This is a genomic window from Pseudomonas sp. G1002, from assembly GCF_013385455.1.
Taxonomy (GTDB): Bacteria; Pseudomonadota; Gammaproteobacteria; order Pseudomonadales; family Pseudomonadaceae; genus Aquipseudomonas.
In genome coordinates this window covers 172,064-192,912 of the sequence record NZ_JACAPY010000005.1, presented here as the reverse complement: position 1 = coordinate 192,912, position 20,849 = coordinate 172,064, and the positions used below count along the sequence as shown (strand labels likewise).

Sequence of the window (20,849 nt, the reverse complement as noted above, 5' to 3'; positions counted from 1 at the left end):
ATGTGGGAGCCGTCGAGCTTTAGCGAGGCCGCGATGGCGGTGGGTCAGACAGAAGACAGAAAAATGTCATCAGCCCCGCCGCCATCGCAGCCTCGCCAAGGCTCGACAGCTCCCACAGTGGATCGGTGTGTTAGCCGATATAGCCATCATGCCGATGGCTGGAAATATCCCGCCAACGCCCGCAGATCCTGCTCGTTCAGCAACCCTGCAAAATACTTCAGTTGTATCCGCGCCAGCAGATACGCATGCCGCGCATCCGCCAGGTCGCGGCGTGCCGTGAACAGTTGCTGCTCGGCATCCAGCACATCGAGGTTGACGCGCTCGCCACCGGTCACGCTTTTCTTCGTCGCCGTCACCAGGGCGGTGGCCGAGCTGACCGCCATTTCATACGCCCGCACTTTGGCCGCGCCGCTGGTGTTGAGGTTGAATTGCTTGCGCAGTTCGATCAGCGTCCTGGCGATCTGCGCGTCCAGTTCATATTGGGCCTGGGACAGTTGATTGGCGGCCTGACGGGTTGACGCCGACACCGAGCCACCGGCGAACAGCGGCAGGCTGACCTGGATGCCGACGCTGTTGGTGTCGTACTTCTGGTTGTAGCTGCTTTCCGAATCCGAGCTGGTCTGGCGGCTGCTCGCATACAGGCTGACCTTGGGCATGTGCCCGGCGCGCTTGCGCTCCACTTCGTATTCGGCGACGTCCAGCGCGTGGTGCTGGGATTTGAGCTCCGGGTTGTTGGCCATCGCTATTTCCCGCCAGGTCTCGAAACGGTTGGGCTCCAGCGGCGGGATCTCGAACTGGCGAGTCAGCGGCGCCAACTCGTCTATCTGCAACGGCTGGCCCACAATCGCTTCCAGCTCGCGCAAGGCTGCGTCCTGGGTGTCCAGGGATTCGATCTCTTCGGCCTGGGCCAGGCTCAGGCGTGCCTGGGTTTCCAGCACATCGGTGCGGGTGCCCTCGCCGCCCTTGAGCAGCCGTTCATTGAGTTGCAGGCGCTCGGCATACGCGCGTTTCTGGGCGCGGCTCAGCTCGATCCGCTCCTGGGCCAGCAATGCCTGGCTGTAGGCGCTCAACACCCGCACGGCCAGTTCCTGGCTCTTGCTGCGAAAGCGTTCATCGGCAAACAGCGCCTGCGCTGCACCCTGGCGATAGCGCGCATAGGCTTCGTAATCGAGCAGCGGTTGTTGCAGGGTCAGGGTCGAGGCATAGCTGCGGTAATCGCGGTCGCTGGTGACGTTGCCCACCGCCGTCGACTGGGTGACTTCGGACTCATTGCGCGAGTTGTTGTAGCTCCAGGACAGGTTCGGCAACAGCCCGGCGCGGCCGATGATGCGGTTTTCCTCGCCGGCCTCGCGCTCCTGGATTGCCGCCTGAAACGTCGGATCGTTGCGCAGGGCCAAGTCATAGGCGTCGAGCAATCCCAGCGCCTGAACCGATCCACTGCAGGCACAACACAGACCGAATAACAGCGCCTTCATTCTTCCACCAACGCCATGTGAGTCCGATCCATCAAGGGTTTGAACAGGTAGTTGAGCATCGAGCGCTCACCGGTTTTGACGAACGCTTCCACCGGCATGCCCGGGCGAATCTGCAAGCCGTCGAGCTGGCGCATGCCAGCTGCACTGACCTGGGCGCGCAAGGTGTAATACGGCTCATCGGTGCGCTCGTCGACCTGGCGGTCGGCCGACACCAGCGTCACTTCACCGGCAATGCGTGGGGTGGTGCTCTGGTTGAACGCCGAGAACAGCAACTCCACCGGCAAGCCCGGGTGCACCTTGTCGACCATCTGCACCGGCACCCGCGCTTCCACCAGCAGTGGTTCGCCCTGGGGCACGATGTCCATCAGCGCCTGGCCGGGCTTGATCACGCCGCCTTCGGTGTACACCTCCAGCCCCACCACCACGCCAGCCGCCGGCGCGCGCACCAGGCTGTTGGCCAGTTCGAATTCGGCCGAGGCCAACCGGTTGCGCAAGTCGTCGCTGCGGGTGCGGGTTTCGGCCAGTTGGCCGCGCAGGTCTTTCTGGAAGTCTTCGCCGAGCTGGCGGATGCGCAGGCGCAGTTCGAGGACTTGCCGTTGCAACTGGCCGATGCGGCCGAAATCCTCGGCAATCGCACCGTCGAGCTGGGCATACAGCCGTTCATTTTCCAGCAGCCGATTGCGCGGAATGTAGCCGTCCCGCGCCAGCTCGCGCAGGCCTTGCAGTTGTTCATTCATCGCGGTGCGTTGCAGCACTTTGCTGGCCTGGGATTCCCGGGTGCCGCGCAATTGTGCCTCGGCCCCGGCGATGGTTTCCCGCAGGCCTTGCTGCTCCGTGGCCAGGGCCTGGGCGCGACTGCTGAACAGTTGCCGTTGCAGGCTCAAGGTGGCGGCGGCCTCAGGCTCGTTCAGCAGTTCGGGGCCGAAGACGATGGCCGACAAGCCTTCGCTCTCGGCACTCAAGCGCGCTTCGCTGGCCCGGGACGCAATGAACTGGCTGCGCAAAGACTGCATCTGCCCGCGCAACGGGGTTTCCTTCAGGCGGACCAATACCTGGCCGGCGCTCACCACCTCGCCATCGCGCACCTCGATCCGCTCGACGATCCCGCCCGCGGGGTGCTGCACCGTCTTGCGGTGCCCCGACACCATGACCTTGCCGGACACCGCCACACCCTTGTCCAACGGTGCCAGCGCGGCCCAGCCCAGGAACCCGGCAAACCCGCCGAGCACCAGCAACCAGCCCAGGCGCGCGTATTTTTTATCGTCCAGCGCCAGCACGTTGTTCACCGGCGGCACGCTGTTGTCCGTCACAAGCACAGGTCGGCTCATGCTTTTTTTCCTTCACCGAGGCGGTAGCTCATGCTCATCGCCGACACCGGTTTGGGCGGCGCGGCCGCCGGTTTCTGCGTGGCCTCCAGCACCCGCGCCGTGGGCCCGAACGCCTGCAACTGGCCGTCCCGCAGAATCAGTAATTGGTCCGTCAACGCCAGCACAGGGGTCTTGTGGGTGATCAGCACCAGCGTGCGACGCTGCGCCTTGAGCAAGGTGATGGCATGGAGCAAGGCCTGCTCGCCGGCCTCATCGAGATTGGAATTGGGCTCATCCAGTACGATCAGCGCAGGCACGCCGTACAGCGCTCGCGCCAGCGCGACACGTTGCTTCTGCCCGCCGGACAACCCGGCACCGCCCTCCCCCAGTTGGGTGTCGTAGCCTTGGGGCAACTGCAGGATCAGTTGATGCACGCCGGCCATTTGCGCGGCAGCGAGCACCTTGTCCGAATCCACGGTGCCGAAACGCGCGATGTTGTCGGCAATGCTGCCGGCGAACAGCTGGATGTCCTGGGGCAGATACCCAATGTGCGGGCCGAGTTGCTGCTTGTCCCATTGCGCCAGGTCCGCGCCGTCCAGCCGCACCTTGCCGGCCAAGGGCGCCCAGGCCCCCACCAGCAACCGCGCCAGGGTCGACTTGCCGCAACCGGAAGGCCCGATCACGCCCAGCACGTCACCGGCAGGCAGGCTGAACCCGAGGTTGGCCAACGCGGGCCGACGACTGCCGGGCGCACACGCGCTTACCTGTTCGACCGTCAACTGGCCGCTGGGCGCCGGCAAGCTCATGCGCTCGGTGCGCGCCGGGTTGGCCGCCAGCATCAGGGTCAATCGCTCATAGGCCAGGCGCGCCGAACTCCACTGTTTCCACACGCCGATCAGCTGGTCGATAGGGCTCAGTACCCGCCCCATCAGGATCGAGCCGGCGATCATCATGCCCGGCGTAATCGCCCCCTGCACCGCCAGCAATGCACCCAGACCGAGGACCAATGACTGCAACGCCAGGCGTACGCCCTTGGACCAGGCACTGATGGCAGCGGTCTTTTCACTGGCCAGGTTCTGCGCCGCCAGAAACGCCTGGTGCTGGGCAAACCAGCGCGCACGCAGGGTTGCCAGCATGCCCATGGCTTCGATGGCTTCGGCATTGCGCAGGTTGGCCGTGGCCTGCTGGCTGGCGCTGATCGACAGCTGATTGGCCTGAGTCAACGGTGCCTGGCAGATGTGCTGGTTGGCCCACGCCAGCGCCATCAGCATCAGCGCACCGGCCAGCGCCAGGACGCCGAGCCAGGGGTGGAACAGGAAGATCACCAGCAAGTACACCGGAAACCACGGCGCATCAAAAAATGCGAACAGCGCCTGGCCGGTGGCGAACTGGCGCAAGGTCGTCAGGTCGCTCAACGCCTGCCCGGCCGCCTGGGTACCGCCCTTGAGTTGCGCCTCGAACGCGGCGTCGTACACCCGCTGGTTCAGGCGCATGTCCATCTGTGTGCCAAGACGGATCACCACCTGGCTGCGCACCCACTCCAGCGCGCCCATCAAGCCGAACAAGCCAAGGATCATCAGCGTCAGCATCAACAGGGTCATCGAGTTGCCGGAGGCCAGCACCCGGTCGTAGACCTGCAGCATGTACAGCGCCGGGGCCAGCATCAACAGGTTGATCACTGCCGAAAACAGGCCAATGTTGAGGAAGCCACTTTTATAGGCCGTGAGAGCGGCCAGGGTTTCGTTGCCGGCATGGCGCATCGAGGGAGTCTCATGGGGGAAATCGGGAAGCGCCGCCCGCGTTTGACACGCTGCGCGCCGCTGCGCAGAATTTGTCACCGCCGTCGCCCTGGCCTTCGAAACTCACGGCGACGACGGGGTTTACGCAGCGAATGGGAGAGCGATCTTCCATTCGCTTTTTTCATTGCGCAGCAACATCAGGCAGCGAGTGCCCAGTCCTGTGCAACGTCCTGCACGCCTACCAGGGCGACGTCGGTGGTGGTTGCCGTAGCGTGTGCTGCCAGGCCGGCCGAGATCTCGTCGAAGGTGTTGGCGGTGGACAGGCCGAAGTCGTCCAGCAGGTTGTTGAGCACGGTTTCCAGTGCCGAGGTGTTGCCTTGCATCAGGCTGTAGATCACGTTCTGAACGTCGTTGCCGACGCGGCCTGCACCTTGTGCCGCGCTCAAGTCGAGGCCGTTGAAAGCAACTTTGAACGCATCGAGGGTGAAGTCGCTGCCATTGCCGCCGCTTAGGCCGGTGCCCAGTTGAACGTTATCCAGGTTGCCCCACAGGTAGTGGTTTTCGTTGTGGCTGGCTGGCAGCGCCGGGTTGAATACGTAGTGCAGGCCGTTGCTGGTGTTGCTGTCGGCAATGAACGCGTAGTCGGAATTGTTGGCGCCGTGGGTCGAATACTGGTCGCCGCTCAGGGAGCCGTTGCTGAAGCCGCCGGTGTTGCTGCTGCCGTGACCCGCAGTGTTGAACCCCAGTGCCCAGTCGGTCAGGTAGTCCGAGACGGAGTAAGCACCGAGCGCAGCTTCGTAACTAACAGAAATAGTCATCACTTAACCTCGTTATAAACAACACGATTGATCAGCACGCTCATACAGCGCACTTTTTGCCCACCCTTGGGCAAAACCGTTGGTTGATAAAGTGCCGTGGCACCTTGATCAGAACTTGTATTCGAGCATCCCGCTCAACGTTCGCCCGCGCGCCAGGCTCAGGTTATTGGCGTCCCCCATCGCAACGAAGTAGGCCTCATCGGTGGCGTTTTCCAGCGCCAGGGCGATGTTCAATTGGTCAGTCATCCAGTAGCTGGCGTACAGGTCATAGAGGGTGTACTGGGGCCATAGCGCCTGGTCGATGAAGTCATAACCTTGTGAGTCGAGGTTCTCGCCATTGCCTGAGCTGTAGCGCACGCGGACGCCCATATCGAGTCGCTTTTCCAGGAAGCGCGCGCCCAGGGTCAGCGAGCCGCGATCAGCCGGCATATAGGTGGCGTTGCCCATGATCCGGCCACAGCTTTCCTTGTTGTTGGCGACATCGTCGTCCAGCACCTCATACGTGGTCACCGGGCGCAGGCCGGTCGTGCCGTTTGGCCGGGTGTAGCGTTCATAGCGTGTGGTGGACGGCCCGTTCTTCTTCGCCCCGCCCATGTAATAGTTCTTCGAGCAGAACTCATTACTGCCGATCATGTGGGTGTAACTAAGGTTGGCGTACGCCCGCCCCATGTCGTAGTTGAGCTGGTACTCCACCCCCCGAAAGCGCGTGGGGTTGGTGTTATTGACGTACGCCATCGTGCCGAGAAAACCGCCGACGGAGGTCTCCGGCAAACTGACGCTGTGATTGAGGAAAGAGAAGTTCTCGATCCGGGTATCGAAGTAAGCCACCTTCATGCCCAGGCGGTCGTCACCGAACAGCAGTCCCTCTTTGAATACGTTCACGCCCATTTCCCAGTCCCGCGACTCTTCGGGTTTCAGGAACGGGTTGGGAAACACCCGCTCTGATGAGCTGCCACCGTGAGGACGCCCGGTCATGAAGGTTTCCGTTACCGCCGGCGGGCGCCAGCCCTTGCCCCAGCGGGCGTAGAGTTGCATCCAGTCCAGCCCCGGCTTTATGCCGATACCGAACGTGGGAGAGAACTGGCCCTCTTCTCTATCAATGTCGAAAACCTCCTCGACACGCTTGGCACCTACCGTGCTGCTGTAGAACCGATCGCGCCGGTACAGCGTCATCCCGGTGACCCCTTCCAGCCGATAGCGGTCGTACCGCAAGCCCGCATCCAGCGTCAGCCAGTCGCCATATTCGTACTGCAGGTTGTTGAACAGGCTGGCGATGGTGCGTTTGCCACCGGGCGTCCCGCCTTCAACGTAAGGCAACAGGCCGGAAAGGTTGGTGGCCTCGACCTTGTTGGTACTGGGCTTGAACTTGTCTTGATACACCTCCACGCCGTAGTTCCAACTCACATGACCCAACGCATCGAAGTCGAACCGCGATGTGTTGTCGCCCTGTACACCCCAGGTATCGGTCTGAAAATGATCCGTGTAGCCCGCCACATAGTTGCCGGAGGTCAGCGACGCGGTGTTGGGCGCATTGTCCCGGTCCATCTGTGTGGTGACGTAGTAGACCTTGGCCTTGAAATCGATCAGCGGGTTATCCGGCGTGTAGCGATAATCCAGTCCGACGTTCCTGGCATTGAGGTTGTTCTTGCTGACGCGCTGGTAGTACACGCTCTGGTTATCCGGGGCGGTGTAGGCCCACGCGTCATTGCTGTCGCTGTCACTTTCCAGGTAGCTCAGTTGCACCCGTTGGTCATTGGGCAGGTTCAGGCCGAACTTGACGATTTGCGAGCGGGTCACGCTGCCGGTGTCACCGACCTCACTGTTCAGCCAATCGTCGAAGGCCGCAGGCTGGGAGTCACGAGCGCGCAAATGAGTGCCCAGTTTCTGGTCGTTGTGGGTACCGGCGCGGTAGTCGCCAAAATGCCGTTCGCTGTACCCCAGCAGCACGTCGCCGCGCTCGTCGCCAAAGGCAAACACACCGCTGCCGTTGAAATAGGTGCCGTTACCCAGTTCACCAATCCCGCTACCGGCACGCAGACGCCCGCCATAGTCCTTGCCATCGGCCAGGAACTCACTGGCCTCCAGGGTCTTGAAGGATGCAATCCCGCCCAACACGGCAGCACCGCCCTGCCCGGACTGGCTGCCCTTGTCGATTTCGATGCTGGAGATGAATTCCGGGTCGATCAACATCGTGCCGTTGCGCTGCTGGTGGCCGTTGACGTTGAAGTTCTGGCGCATGCCGTCGATGTTCATGTTGACCCGGCCGTAGTCCTGCACGCCGCGGATGTTCACCGACAGGCCCGGGTCACGCTGGTTGACGGCGGTGTACACGCCGGCGGTTTCTTCGAGCATGTCGGCGGCGTGGCGTGGTGGGCGTTTGTCGATCTGCTCGCGACTGATCACGGCCACCGAGCGCGGTGTGTCGTACACCCAGTCGCTTGGCTTGCCGTTGGTGTTGCCGGTGATGGTGGTGGTGCCCACGGTCAGCGCACCGTCATGGTCGGCGCCGACGCGAGTCAGCGTCACCTGCCGGTCCCCGGTAAAGCGGTATTCCACCGGTGCACTGCCCACCAATCGGCCCAGGCCTTCCTGGGCGCTGTAACGGCCCTTGAGCGCGGTGCTGGTGAGGCCTTGCAGGCGCGCGCTGTCGAACAACACTTGCAACCCGGCCTGGTCGGCGAACGTCAGTACGGCAAGGCCCAAGGGTTGCGCCGCAATATCAAACGTCAACGTGACAGGCTGTGATTCACCGACTGGCGCCTCGGCGGCCTGCACCTGGCAGGCGGAGGCTAACAGCCCCAGGTGGATGGCAAGGGCCAACCGGCTACCGGTGTTGCGCCCCTTGGTGATTGCAGACATCGACGTTATCCCTTCGCTGACCATTCTTGTTTATGCGAATACTTCTCACTTAACAGGACGTGTCAGGCGTCGGAACTCAGTAAGGTTTTTTTGAAAGTTTTTTCAAAGGGCGTAAACGGGGCCCGGCGACCCCATCAATAGATCAGGCTCAGCCCCGCCAGATCAAAGCGCTGCACCTGTAATTCTTCGGTCAGGGTGCCGAGGGCCGTGTCGAGCATATCGAGGCGGAACACGCCGCTGACTTCACGGGTGCCGAGGTCGGCATTGGTCAGCACCACCTTGCCCGGCCGGTAGCGGTTGAGCTGTTCGATGACCTTGGCCAGCGGCAAGCGGTCGAAGATCAGCACACCGCGACGCCAACTGGTGGCGCGCTCCAGGTCGAAGTCGTCGAGGGCGACCACGCCGTTCTCCGGGCTGTAGCGCGCAGCCTGGCCTTCCTTGAGCACCGTTTCTTTCTGCGGCAGCGCCTGCAGCGTGACGGCCACACTGTGCTGCAACACTCCGACCCAGGCCTGCCGGTCGTCCTCACGCTCGACCACAAACCGCGTGCCCAGGGCACGGGTTTGCCCGCTGGCGCTGTGCACCACGAACGGCCTTTTTTCCTCACCGGCCATGGGCGCCACATCAAAGATCGCCGAGCCTTTGATCAGGCTGATGCGCCGCTGCACACCGTCAAAATCCAGCTTGATCGCACTCGCAGAATCCAGTTGCACGCTGCTGCCGTCCGCCAGGTGCACGGTGCGCACTTCGCCTTTTTGGGTGAAGTAATCGGCCTGCATCTGCAGCAGCGCCTCAGGCCCGCGCACCCAGCCGACGCCCGCCACCACCAGCAACAGCGCAACACTCGCCGCCATGCGCCACGGCCTGCGCCGACGAGGGCCGCGCACCGGCGCAGCGGCGGTGGCTGGCCGCTGGCGATGCACCGTCTCATCGCGATGCACCTCGCCCAGCGCCGCCCACGTCTGCTCGGCAAAACGCAGCGCCGCTTCATGGCGGCTGTCTCTGGCGATCCATTGGCGCAGCTCGGCCTGCTCCTGATCGGTCAGGGCGCCGGCGTGCAGGCGCACCGCCCAATCGGCAGCCGCCTCGGTAATGCTGTGCTGTTGCGGACCCGGGCTATTCACGTGTGAATCTCGAATTTTTCGTTATATAACGCTGTGACGTCTGACCCCGGGTTTGTCGGTAATTCATTCGTCGGACGGCCCCGCCTCACCTTCCTGCAAACGCTGCATGACATACGCCAGCGCCTTGGCCAGGTGCTTTTGCACTGAGCTGTCGGAAATGCCCAGGTGGCGCGCGACCTGGGCATGGGTCATGCCCTCGATCCGGTTGAGACGGAAAATCTGCCGGGTACGCTCCGGCAATTCCGCCAGTGCCTGCTTCAATGCCTGCCGCTGTTGCTGCGCCATCGCCTGAGCCTCCAACCCGGCCATTTCATCTTCAATCTCGGCCAGCGCCTCATGGGGCACGGAGTCGGTCTTGCGCCGCGCCTCCTGGCGGATATGGTCGATCAGCAGATTGCCGGCCGTGCGATAGAGATAGCCCTGGGAGTTGTCGATGCGCTCGCCGGCCGGCTTTTGCGCCAGGCGCAGGAAACTCTCCTGCACCAGGTCTGCGGCCAACTGCGGGTCCCGTACCTTGCGTGCGAGATACCCGCGCAGGGTATCGGCGTGCTTGAGAAACAGGCCTTTGAGATCCACGTCCGACAAACCGACTCCCTGGAATGTTAAGGAAACAGGCGGGCATCTTAAGCGTTGTCGAGAATGATTTTCAATTGATATCAACTCTGATCCACACAACGGTGGTTTTCATTCTGCGTTCGGTAATCGAACGGTTCCCACCCACGCGATTGACCAAATTAACCATTCAGTACATTTTATCGGCATACATAAAAACAACAGTGGAGAACCCTCTATGCCGCCCATCGTGCTGGTGCTCAACGGCCCCAACCTCAACCTGCTCGGCACTCGCGAGCCTGCCACTTATGGCCATGAAACCCTGGCCGACCTTGCTGCCCTGTGTGGCCGCAGCGCCGAGCAACTGGGCCTGAAAGTCGAATTCCGCCAGACCAACCACGAAGGCGAATTGCTGGACTGGATCCACGGCGCCCGCGCCCGTTGCGCCGGCATCGTGATCAACCCGGCAGCCTGGACCCACACTTCGGTGGCGATCCGCGACGCGCTGGTGGCCAGTGAAGTACCGGTGATCGAGGTGCACTTGTCCAACGTGCATGCCCGGGAAGCGTTCCGTCATCACTCGTTCGTGTCGCCGATTGCCAAGGCGGTGCTGGCCGGGTTTGGCAGCCACGGTTATCACCTCGCCCTCGAACATTTCAGCAAGACCTTGAAGGGATGAGCGCGGTGTCCAAACGTCGAATTCTGGCCGGCCTGATAGGCGCCGGCATCCAGGCTTCCCGCACCCCGGCCTTGCACGAGCGCGAAGGCGATGCACAGGGCTTGCGTTACCTGTATCGCCTGATCGACCTCGACCAGTTGCAGACGGATACCCGCGCCCTGCCCGACCTGTTGATGGCGGCCGAACAGATGAACTTCACCGGCTTGAACATCACCTACCCGTGCAAGCAGGCGATCCTGCCGCTGCTGGATGACCTGTCACCCGAAGCACGGGGCATCGGCGCGGTGAACACCGTGGTGCTTTGCGACGGTAAACGCATCGGCCACAACACCGACTGCCTGGGCTTTGCCGAAGGCTTTCGCCGGGGCTTGAGTGATGTGGCTCGAAAGTTCGTGGTGCAGATGGGCGCGGGCGGCGCCGGGGCGGCAGTCGCCCATGCGCTGCTGGGTGAAGGCGTGGAACGCTTGAGTATTTTCGACATGGACGCCGAACGTGCCCGCAGCCTGGCGAACAACCTCAACCAGCATTTTGGTACCGGCCGGGCGCAGGCCGGCAATGACCTGGAAAGCGCCATGGCCGAGGCCGATGGCCTGGTGAATACCACGCCGATGGGCATGGCCAAGCTGCCGGGCATGCCCGTGCCGTTGGGCACCTTGCGCGCCGACTTGTGGGTAGCGGAGATCGTGTACTTCCCACTGGAAACCGAACTGCTGCGCAACGCCCGCGCCCTGGGTTGCCGCACCCTGGATGGCGGCAACATGGCGGTGTTTCAGGCGGTGAAGGCGTTTGAGTTGTTCACTGGCGAAGTGGCGGATGCAGAGCGCATGCTCGCGCACTTCCAGAGCATGACCCCCCAACTGTAGAAACCGGATTAGAAATGTGGGAGCGGGCTTGCTCGCGAATGCGGTGGATCAGCCAAACATCCGGCGACTGACACTCCGCCTTCGCGAGCAAGCCCGCTCCCACATTTTGCTCGGTGTTGAACTCAAGCCTGCAGGTAGCGCAACACCGACTCGCAGATCATCGCCCGATGCCGCTGCTTGACCGCCTCATCCGACAACTCGATCTGAAAGATCTCGCTGAAGGTGTGGCGGTTGGACACCCGGTAAAAGCTGAACGAGTTGATCAGCAAGTGCACGTCCAGCGGCTCCAGCCCTTCCCGGAACAACCCCAACTCGGCGCCCCGGCGCAACGTGGTGCCAAGGGCTTCGAGGATGTTGCTGTTCATCGCCTTGATCGACGTCGACTGCTTTACATACTCGGCGTTGTGGATGTTCTCGATGCTCACGATGCGCACAAAATCCACGTTCTGATCGTGGTGATCAAAGGTGAATTCCACCAGCCGGCGGATCGCTTCCCGGGGCTCCAGGGCCGTCAGGTTCATCCGTGTCTCGGTGTTGCGAATGTCGCCGTAGAGTTTCTCCAGCACCTCGACGTAGAGCTGCTCCTTGCTGCCGAAGTAGTAATAGATCATGCGCTTGGAGGTCTGGATACGCTCCGCGATCGCGTCCACCCGGGCGCCGGAAAGGCCCTGGGTGACAAACTCGACGATGGCTTCCTGGAGAATGTTCTCGCGGGTCTTTTCCGGGTTGTTCTTGCGGCTCTTGCGCGGTGCGGTGGCCGCGGCGGGAAGCTCGGAGGTCAGGGTCATGGTGCGCTCACGGCCTTAGGTGCAGGCGCTGATTATGGGCCGCGCCGCACGCCGAAGGAAGCGCCGGCACCTTACAACCTGGCCTGGCGCACCGCACCGCTGCGGGACTTGGCCATGGCCGCCAGGCGCACCGCCACGTTGGCCGCACCGTAGCCGGCGTAACCGTTCTTGCGCTGGATGATCTCGAAGAAAAACCGGCCCTCGAACGGTTCGGTATAAACGTGAAACAGTTCACCGCCCTGGGCATCGCGGTCGTACAGCACGTTGTAATACGCGAGCTGGCTGAGGAACTCGTCATCGAAATCAAACCGCGCCGCCAGGTCATCGTAATAGTTCAGCGGGATATCCAGCAGCGGCACGCCCGCATCCTTGGCCCGGCTGACCTCGGCGAAAATGTCCGCGCAGTCGAAGGCAATGTGGTGCACACCCGAGCCGCGATAGCTCGACAACGCGTGGGAAATCGCGGTGTTGCGGTTCTCGGAAATATTCAGCGGCAGGCGAATCGAGCTGCAACGGCTGCGCAGTGCCCGGCTTTTCACCAGGCCATAGGGGTCCGGCAGCACCACTTCGTCGTCGGCTTCGAAATCCAGCAAGCTTTTGTAGAACAACACCCAACTGTCGAGGCTGTCGGCGGGCAAGGCCATGGCCATGTGGTCGATGCGCAGCAGGCCGCCGCTGGCGGCGTTTGCCGGTTGCAGGTTGAAGTCGGTGTCGTAGAGGCCGCCTTCGTGCTGGTCCACCAGGTAGATCAGGCTGCCATCCGGTGCGCGCACCGCTGCCAGCTCCAGCTCGTTGGGGCCGACCAGCCCACGATACGGCTGGCCCTTGTAGGCCACCGCCCGCTCCAGGGCCTTGGCGCTGTTCTTGACGCGGATCGCCGTGGCGCACAACGACGGGCCGTGGGCCTCGAAGAAGTTATGGGCGAAGGAATAGGGTTCGCAATTGAGGATCAGGTTGATATCGCCCTGGCGCAACAGGCTGACGCTCTTGGATCGATGCTGCCCGGCCTTGACGAAGCCCAGCCGCTCCAGCCATGAAGTGAGCTTGGCGCCGAGGTTTTCATCCACGGCAAATTCGAGGAATTCAATGCCGTCGTATTCGCTGGCGGCCGGGGTTTCAAACAGGATCTCGGGGACCTGCGTCGCTTCTTGCTCCAATCGCTGGCGGGTTTTCTCTTCGAGGTACAGCAGCGAGCGCAGGCCGTCGGCGGCATTCGCCCGGGTCGGTGCGGCGCGGAAGCCGTCGTTGAAGATTTCCAGGGACAACGGCCCGGTGTAGCCGCTCTTGATGATCGGGGCGAGAAAGCCCGCCAGGTCGAACTCGCCCTGGCCAGGGAAGCAGCGGAAATGCCGGCTCCATTCCAGTACATCCATCGCGAGGATCGGTGCATCGGCCATCTGCACAAAGAAAATCTTGTCGCCGGGAATTTCGGCAATCGCACTCGGGTCGCCCTTGAGAGACAGGGTGTGGAAGCTGTCGAGCAACACGCCCAGGCTCGGATGATCGATCTTGCGCACCAGGTTCCACACCTGCTGCCAGGTGTTGACGTGCCGGCCCCAGGCCAGCGCTTCATAGCCGATGCGCAAGCCCCGGCGGCCAGCGTGTTCGGCCAGCAGGCTCAGGTCCTCCAGCAGAATGCTTTCATCGCCCACGGAATCGGCTGACGCGTTACTGCACACCAACACCAGGTCGGTGCCCAGCTCCTGCATCAAGTCGAACTTGCGCTCGGCCCGCTCCAGGTTGCGTGTCAGGCGGTCGCGGCGGCAGCCCTCAAAGTCCCGGAACGGCTGGAACAAGGTGATGGCAATGCCGAGGTCGGCGCACATTTGCCTAACTTCACGCGGACTGCCGTCGTAATACAGCAGATCGTTTTCGAAGATTTCCACGCCATCAAACCCGGCAGCCGCGATGGCTTCGAGTTTTTCCGGCAAGGTTCCGCTCAAGGAAACGGTGGCGATGGAGCGTTGCATGGGGCGACTCCCGGCATTGAGGCATGTCTTGTTTACGGCAAATTATTGGCCGCCAGGTTCATCACAGCAATTGAAATGTACGAACCGGTTAGTTTTATGGGCGATTATCGAACAGAATGGCAATCGGCGAATTGACGATTTTTTAGCCGCTGCGCACCATCGACAGCACATTGAGCCCCGCTTCCATTGAGCGGCCTCGGTTAACCAAGACCCTGAACACACCATAAAAATTTCAAAAAACGGGTACTTCCTCATGCCTTCGCAAAATCCCGCCGTGGCCGTGGGCCACAGCAATCCCCATAGCGGCATCGGTGACAAAATCCGTGGCGCCATGGCTGTCGGTAAAACCCGCTGGGGCATGCTGGCCCTGGTGTTTTTTGCCACCACCCTGAACTACATCGACCGCGCCGCCCTCGGCGTGATGCAACCGATCCTGGCCAAGGAAATGAGCTGGACGGCGATGGACTACGCCAACATCAACTTCTGGTTCCAGGTGGGTTACGCCATCGGCTTTGTGCTGCAAGGCCGGTTGATCGACCGGGTCGGCGTCAAGCGCGTGTTCTTCTGCGCGGTGTTGCTGTGGAGCCTGGCCACTGGCGCCCACGGCCTGGCCACCTCGGCGGTGGGCTTTATGGTCTGCCGGTTCATTCTCGGGCTGACCGAAGCCGCCAACTACCCGGCCTGCGTCAAGACCACCCGCCTGTGGTTCCCCGCTGGCGAGCGTGCCGTGGCCACCGGGATCTTCAACGCCGGCACCAACGTCGGCGCGATGATGACGCCGATGCTGCTGCCGCTGATCCTCCACGTGTGGGGTTGGCAGGCGGCGTTCCTGTGCATGTCGGCACTGGGCGGGATCTGGCTGGTGCTCTGGGGCTTGAAGTACTACAACCCGGAAGACCATCCAAGCGTGAAGCAATCGGAACTGGACTACGTGCAACAGGAAGTCGAACCGGAACAACCCCGCGTACCGTTCAGCCGGATCCTGCGGATGCGCGGCACCTGGGCCTTCGCCCTCGCCTACTCGATGACCGCGCCGGTGTTCTGGTTCTACCTGTACTGGCTGCCGCCGTTCCTGAATCAGCAATACAACCTGGGCATCAACGTGACCCAAATGGGCATCCCGCTGATCATCATTTACCTGACGGCGGACTTCGGCAGCATCGGCGGCGGGATCCTGTCTTCGTTCCTGATCGGACGCGGGATGAACCCGATCAAGGCGCGGCTGCTGTCGATGTTGCTGTTTGCCTGCTGCATCGTCGGAGTGATCATGGCCGCCGGCTCCAGCCACCTGTGGGTCGCGGTGTTTGCGATTTCCCTGGCCATCGGCGCGCACCAGGCCTGGACCGCCAACATCTGGAGCCTGGTGATGGACTACACGCCCAAGCACATGATGAGTACGGTGTTTGGTTTTGGCGGCATGTGCGCGGCCATCGGCGGGATGTTCATGACCCAGATCGTCGGCCATATCCTGACCGTGACCAACAACAACTACACCGTGCTGTTCACCCTGATTCCGGCGATGTACTTCATCGCGCTGATCTGGATGTACTTCATGGCGCCGCGCAAGATTCCGACCGTCGAGGTCTGAGTTTCCTACCTGCGCCGCTGCTGCCAGGCAGCGGCCAACCCGCTCAGGCAAATCACCCCGATCCCGACCACGGTGGTCAGGTCCGGGGTGTGGTTGAACACCAGCCAGCCCAACAACCCCGCAAACACGATCTGGCAATAGCCGAACGGCGCCAGCAGGGCCGGCGCTGCGAAGCGGAAGGCCTGGGTCAGCATCAAGTGTGCGGTCATCCCGCAAGTGCCCAGCGCCAGCATCAGCACCCCGTGCCACAGGCTCGGCACCTGCCAGAAGAACGGCACCAAGGCGCTCATCACCAAGGTGTTGCACAACCCGGCGAAGAAGTTGCTGGTGGTGGGCGTGTCGTACTTGCTGAGGATGCGGGTGAGCAGTTGGTAGAAGCAGAAGAACAACGCCGACGTCAGCGGCAACAACACCGCCGGGGTGAACAGCTCACCGCCCGGGTGCACAATGATCAGCACCCCGATAAACCCGCAAATCACCGCCAGCCATTGGCCGCGGGTCACGTGCTCACCCAACAGCGGCACCGACAACGCGGTGACCAGGATCGGCGCAAGAAAGTTGACCGCCGTGGCTTCGGCCAACGGGATAAAGTGCAACGCCGCTGTAAAGAACAGGCTGGTGCCCAGCAGGCACAACGCCCTCGCCACTTGCAGCAAAGGGCGTTTGCTGCGCAGTACCCGCAGGCCCGATTGCGGCAGGAAGATCCCGGCCATCAACAGCGTGTGCACCAGGTAGCGGGCCCACACCACCATCACGATCGGGTAGAACCCGGCCAGGTATTTGGACAGCGCGTCGTGGCTGGAAAACAGAAAGGTCGCCACCACAATCAGCAAAATGCCTTTGAGCGGGTGGTTGACGCCGGAAAGTGGGGTACTGAGGGTCATTGCATTCTCTTGAGTGGCAGGCTGAAATGACCGCCGCATACCGCGGCATAATCTAGAACGGGTAAAGCGCCTCGCTCAAGAGCATAACCAAACACTGTTCGAACAGCGCACTAAATTGCGGTTTTCCAGTCCAACGCTTCACGCCGCCCCGCCCACTGCGCGTTTTTTAACCAAGGCTTTCTCACCATGAAAAAAACCCTGTTGATTCTTTCGACCCTGACGCTGCTCAGCGCCTGCGACAAGCAAGCCGAGACCGCCAAGACGCCCGCCCCGCCGTCTGTCCAGGCAACGTTGGTACCGCAAGTGCTGCCCACCGACAAATGGGTCGGCAAGTGGATTGGCGTCGAAGGCCTGAACCTGACCATCGCCAAGGACGACAGCATCGGCCGCGGCCACTATGTACTGACCATGAAATACGGCCTGGATGACGACGATTCCGGCACCTTCAAGGGCCAGGCATCCGAAGACGGCATCACCTTTGAACGCCCGGACGGCCCGCAGATCCTGAGCGCTGGCGACGGCGAAGCCACTGGCCTGAAATGGCTGGCCGACAAGAAGGACTGCCTGATCGTCGACACCGGCGAAGGGTATTGCCGCGACTGACACAAGCTTCATACAGGCCGGACGACACAGCGTTTAGCATCGTCAGACAGCCGGACTGGCGCCAACCCTACACACCAACAACACTGAGCTGCAGGTTCACAAAGAGGATTGCCACATGCTATGGAAAAAAGGCCGACGCAGCGACAACGTGGTAGACGCCCGCGATGACAGCGGCGGCGGTGGCGGTGGCATGCGTTTTGGGGGTGGCAAGGGCCTGAGCCTGACGGCCATCGTGCTGATCGTCGGCATCGGCTGGCTGACCGGCCAGGACCCGATGCAGATCCTCGGGCAACTCAGCGGCCAGCTCACCGAGCAAGCGCCCTCCGTCAGCCCGCAAACCCGCCAGGCGCCGCCGGCCAATGATGAACAAGCCGACTTCGTGCGCGCCGTCCTCGGCGACACCGAAGACACCTGGGCCCAGGTGTTCCAGGAAAACGGTCTGACCTACAAGAACCCCAAACTGATCCTGTTCCGCGGCCGGGTGAACTCCGCCTGCGGTGGCGCCACGTCCGCCAGCGGGCCGTTCTATTGCCCGGCAGACCAACAGGTATACCTGGACCTGGATTTCTTCCGGGAAATGTCCCAGCGCTTCAAGGCCGCCGGCGACTTCGCCCAGGCCTACGTGATCGCTCATGAAGTCGGACATCACGTGCAGACGCTGCTGGGCATCTCGGCGAAGATTCAGGCAGCCCGCCAGCAAGGCCGGCAGATGCAAGGCGACGGCGGCCTGCTGGTGCGCCAGGAGCTGCAAGCCGACTGCTTCGCCGGGGTGTGGGCCAACCGCGCGCAAAAGCGCCTGAACTGGCTGGAGCCCGGCGACATTGAAGAAGCACTGAATGCGGCCAACGCGATTGGCGATGACCGCTTGCAGCAACAGGGCCAGGGCCGCGTGGTGCCTGACTCGTTTACCCACGGCACCTCGGCACAGCGGGTTCGCTGGTTCAAGACCGGCTTCGCCCAGGGCCAGATCACTCAATGCGACACCTTTACCGCCAAGAGCCTTTAAATGAATAAACGACTGGGTCTGCTGTTAGGTTTGTTGATCACCTGTTCCTCCTCCACCTGGGCTGCCGAACATGGCGTCAAGGTGGTCAGTCCCGATCGTTTTAACCTGGATGCCGGCGACCTGAGCGTCGGCTTGAGCCAGGACTGGCGCCAGCCGCTGCCTCAAGTTACCCGCGCGCTGATCATCGTGCATGGTCGCCTGCGCAACGCGATGACCTACCTGGACAGCGGCGAAAAAGCGGCCGAAGCCGCAGGACAAAACGCCAATACCCTGGTGATTGCGCCACAGTTCCTCAACCAGACCGACCTCAAGCGCAACCAGATCGACAGCCAGACCCTGCGCTGGAACAGTAACGACTGGATGGCCGGCGAGCCGTCCACAGGCCCGGGCCAGATCAGCTCCTACGGCGCGCTGGACCAGATCATCAAGCACCTGGGCAACCGCAAGCTGTTCCCGAACCTGAAGGAAATCGTGGTGGCCGGCCATTCCGGTGGCGGCCAAGTGGTGCAGCGTTTTGCGCTGACCGGGCATGATCACCCGCTGCTGCAAACCGAGGGCATCAGCCTGCGCTATGTGGTGGCCAACCCTTCGTCCTACGCGTACTTCAGCCCGCAACGGCCGGTGAAGTTCGATGTGGCCAGTTGCCCGGGCTTCAATGACTGGAAATACGGCATGCAAAACCTGCCGGCCTACGCCAAGGGGCAAAGTGCCGAGCAGCTGGAGCAGGCTTACGTTTCGCGTAATGTCACTTACTTGCTGGGCCAGCAGGACACCGACCCGAATCACCCGGCGCTGGACAAGAGCTGCGGCGCTGAAACCCAGGGCGCGTATCGCTTGATTCGCGGGCACAATTATTTTGACTACCTCAAGCAGCGGCACCCGCAGTTGGGCCACAAGCTGGTGGAAGTGCCGGGGGTTGGGCATAACGGGGACAAGATGTTTACGTCGCCTGAAGGGCAGAAAGTACTGTTCCAATAACCACTGAAGAAACCGGATCAAAAATGTGGGAGCGGGCTTGCTCGCGAATGCGGTGGATCAGTCAGCCTATGTATTGACTGACACACCGCGTTCGCGAGCAAGCCCGCTCCCACATTGGATTTTCATCGACCGGACTAAATCATCCGGCGCAATACCGCGCAATCTTCAGCATGCCAATCCGCCAGCTCCGGCCACGGGTTTTCCGGCAGATTGACCAGCACAGTCTTCGTCCCCGCCGCCCGCCCGCAATCCAGATCAAACCGGTAATCACCGACCATCACCATCTCTTGCGGCGCCACTTCCCACGCTCGCGCCAGCTTCAACAAACCACCCGGGTCAGGCTTGGGCGGCGCATCATCACGCCCCAGCACATCCTCGGCTGCAAAGCAGTCCGCCAGGCCAATCGCCTGCAATGTCACATGGGCCAGCTCCCGCGCATTGCGCGTCAGGATGCCCAGGCGATAACCCCGCCCGGCCAATTCCCGCACCAACTCCACCGCCCCCTCCGCCGCCACCGAACCCAGCGCCAACTCACGCTCATGCGCAAGCAACCACGCATGCTTGGCCGCTGCTTCATCGGCGGGCAACGCCGCCAGGTGCGTAAGAATGTCGTCAGTCGCCGGAATATCCAGGGCCACGCGGATCGCCGCAAAATCATGCACGGCCACCGTCAGGGTGCCATCCATGTCGAACACCCAGTGCTTCACATCACTGAGGCTCATGCCCAATCCTTGCGATGACGAATCAAGCCTTCCTGGGTAACCGATGCCACCAGTTGCCCGGCGCGGTTGTACACGCTGCCCCGGGAGAACCCACGGGAATTGCCGGCCCATGGGCTGTCCATGGCGTAGAGCAACCAGTCATCGGCACGCAGGTCGGCGTGGAACCACAGCGCGTGGTCGAGGCTGGCGACTTGCATGTCTTTCTGCCACACGGTCTTGCCGTGGGGCAGCAGCGAGGTGGTCAGCAGGCCGAAGTCCGAAGCGTAGGCCAGCAGGTATTTGTGCAGCGCCGGCGAGTCGGCCAGGGCGCCGTCCGCACGAAACCACACGTATTTGACCGGGTCGGACGGCTGCGGGTTGTACGGGTCTTTCTCGGTCACCGGCCTTACTTCGATCGGCTTGGGGCACAGCAGCTTTTCGCGCATGTGCTCGGGAATCAGGTGCGCGCGCTGCTGGGTCAGCTCCAGCTCCGACGGCAGGTTCTCCGGGCCGACCACCACGGGCATGGTGGTCTGGTGCTCGAAGCCTTCTTCGTCGTACTGGAACGAAGCGCTGCAGGTGAAGATCGGGTTGCCCTTCTGGATCGCCGTCACCCGGCGCGTGCTGAAACTGCCGCCATCGCGCACCCGGTCAACCGAATACACCACCGGCAACGCCGCATCGCCGGGGCGCAGGAAGTAACCGTGCAACGAATGCACATGCCGCGCCTCTTCAACGGTCTGGCTGGCTGCCGACAGCGACTGGCCGAGCACCTGGCCGCCGAACAGCTGGCGAAAGCCCAGGTCCTGGCTGCGGCCGCGAAAGAGGTTTTCCTCGATCGGTTCCAGGGTCAGCAGGTCCACCAGATCTTCCAACACTTGGCTCATAGAGCATCTCCTACAACAATCTATTGGG

General features: G+C 62.2%; 18 protein-coding genes. 6 read left to right on the top strand and 12 right to left on the bottom strand.

Going from position 1 to position 20,849, the window contains the following annotated elements:
- Positions 1-146 precede the first annotated feature (146 nt).
- The 7 genes from HX801_RS02710 to HX801_RS02680 all read right to left on the bottom strand — a co-directional run bounded on the left by HX801_RS02710 (position 147) and on the right by HX801_RS02680 (position 9,907).
- Entirely contained in the window at positions 147-1,475 is a 1,329-nt protein-coding gene (locus tag HX801_RS02710; protein ID WP_177021510.1) for a TolC family outer membrane protein, read from the bottom strand.
- Positions 1,472-2,803, bottom strand: coding sequence for an HlyD family type I secretion periplasmic adaptor subunit (locus HX801_RS02705; RefSeq protein WP_177021509.1), 1,332 nt, complete (start codon positions 2,801-2,803; stop codon positions 1,472-1,474). The genes HX801_RS02710 and HX801_RS02705 overlap by 4 nt, the downstream gene beginning before the upstream one ends.
- Entirely contained in the window at positions 2,800-4,542 is a 1,743-nt protein-coding gene (locus HX801_RS02700; RefSeq protein ID WP_003215552.1) for a type I secretion system permease/ATPase, read from the bottom strand. The genes HX801_RS02705 and HX801_RS02700 overlap by 4 nt, the downstream gene beginning before the upstream one ends.
- A gap of 176 nt (positions 4,543-4,718) precedes the next feature.
- Positions 4,719-5,339, bottom strand: a complete 621-nt coding sequence (locus tag HX801_RS02695; RefSeq protein WP_087693551.1) for a heme acquisition protein HasA — start codon at positions 5,337-5,339, stop codon at positions 4,719-4,721.
- A gap of 108 nt (positions 5,340-5,447) precedes the next feature.
- On the bottom strand, positions 5,448-8,198 hold the full coding sequence (locus tag HX801_RS02690) for a TonB-dependent receptor (RefSeq protein WP_102369949.1): 2,751 nt from the start codon (positions 8,196-8,198) through the stop codon (positions 5,448-5,450).
- A 134-nt stretch (positions 8,199-8,332) separates the two neighbouring features.
- Positions 8,333-9,322: a FecR family protein gene (locus HX801_RS02685; RefSeq protein WP_177021508.1), complete on the bottom strand. Its 990-nt coding sequence runs from the start codon at positions 9,320-9,322 to the stop codon at positions 8,333-8,335.
- 63 nt (positions 9,323-9,385) lie between these two features.
- Complete coding sequence (locus HX801_RS02680) at positions 9,386-9,907, bottom strand: RNA polymerase sigma factor (RefSeq protein ID WP_003215543.1); 522 nt, start codon at positions 9,905-9,907, stop codon at positions 9,386-9,388.
- A gap of 205 nt (positions 9,908-10,112) precedes the next feature.
- On the opposite strand from HX801_RS02680, the gene aroQ reads away from it, so the two are divergent.
- Positions 10,113-10,553: a type II 3-dehydroquinate dehydratase gene (gene aroQ / locus HX801_RS02675; protein ID WP_087693554.1), complete on the top strand. Its 441-nt coding sequence runs from the start codon at positions 10,113-10,115 to the stop codon at positions 10,551-10,553.
- Complete coding sequence (locus HX801_RS02670) at positions 10,550-11,416, top strand: shikimate dehydrogenase (RefSeq protein WP_177021507.1); 867 nt, start codon at positions 10,550-10,552, stop codon at positions 11,414-11,416. The genes aroQ and HX801_RS02670 overlap by 4 nt, the downstream gene beginning before the upstream one ends.
- 122 nt (positions 11,417-11,538) lie before the next feature.
- Here the strand turns inward: HX801_RS02670 and HX801_RS02665 are convergent, their stop codons facing one another.
- Together HX801_RS02665 and quiC are read right to left on the bottom strand one after the other, a co-directional pair.
- On the bottom strand, positions 11,539-12,204 hold the full coding sequence (locus tag HX801_RS02665) for a TetR/AcrR family transcriptional regulator (protein ID WP_003215538.1): 666 nt from the start codon (positions 12,202-12,204) through the stop codon (positions 11,539-11,541).
- Positions 12,205-12,275: 71 nt separating this feature from the next.
- Positions 12,276-14,174, bottom strand: a complete 1,899-nt coding sequence (gene quiC / locus HX801_RS02660) for a 3-dehydroshikimate dehydratase QuiC (RefSeq protein ID WP_177021506.1) — start codon at positions 14,172-14,174, stop codon at positions 12,276-12,278.
- Positions 14,175-14,427: 253 nt separating this feature from the next.
- On the opposite strand from quiC, the gene HX801_RS02655 reads away from it, so the two are divergent.
- On the top strand, positions 14,428-15,762 hold the full coding sequence (locus tag HX801_RS02655; RefSeq protein ID WP_003215533.1) for an MFS transporter: 1,335 nt from the start codon (positions 14,428-14,430) through the stop codon (positions 15,760-15,762).
- A 5-nt stretch (positions 15,763-15,767) separates the two neighbouring features.
- Here HX801_RS02655 and HX801_RS02650 read toward each other — a convergent pair whose 3' ends face one another.
- The gene (locus HX801_RS02650; protein WP_003215531.1) at positions 15,768-16,646 is read right to left on the bottom strand and encodes a DMT family transporter; all 879 of its coding nucleotides are present in this window, start codon (positions 16,644-16,646) and stop codon (positions 15,768-15,770) included.
- Positions 16,647-16,832: 186 nt separating this feature from the next.
- Between HX801_RS02650 and HX801_RS02645 the strand changes: the two genes are divergently transcribed.
- From HX801_RS02645 to HX801_RS02635, 3 genes are all read left to right on the top strand, one after another.
- Positions 16,833-17,249 carry a hypothetical protein gene (locus tag HX801_RS02645; RefSeq protein ID WP_003215528.1) on the top strand — a complete coding sequence of 139 codons (417 nt, stop codon included), beginning with the start codon at positions 16,833-16,835 and terminating at the stop codon, positions 17,247-17,249.
- Between the two features lie 115 nt (positions 17,250-17,364).
- Complete coding sequence (locus tag HX801_RS02640) at positions 17,365-18,255, top strand: neutral zinc metallopeptidase (RefSeq protein ID WP_003215526.1); 891 nt, start codon at positions 17,365-17,367, stop codon at positions 18,253-18,255.
- Positions 18,256-19,233 carry an alpha/beta hydrolase gene (locus HX801_RS02635; RefSeq protein WP_177021505.1) on the top strand — a complete coding sequence of 326 codons (978 nt, stop codon included), beginning with the start codon at positions 18,256-18,258 and terminating at the stop codon, positions 19,231-19,233.
- A 134-nt stretch (positions 19,234-19,367) separates the two neighbouring features.
- Here the strand turns inward: HX801_RS02635 and HX801_RS02630 are convergent, their stop codons facing one another.
- Both HX801_RS02630 and tesB read right to left on the bottom strand, forming a co-directional pair.
- On the bottom strand, positions 19,368-19,955 hold the full coding sequence (locus HX801_RS02630; protein WP_177021504.1) for an HAD family hydrolase: 588 nt from the start codon (positions 19,953-19,955) through the stop codon (positions 19,368-19,370).
- The gene (gene tesB / locus HX801_RS02625) at positions 19,952-20,821 is read right to left on the bottom strand and encodes an acyl-CoA thioesterase II (protein WP_003215520.1); all 870 of its coding nucleotides are present in this window, start codon (positions 20,819-20,821) and stop codon (positions 19,952-19,954) included. Before tesB ends, HX801_RS02630 begins: the two co-directional genes overlap by 4 nt.
- Between the last annotated feature and the right edge of the window lie 28 nt (positions 20,822-20,849).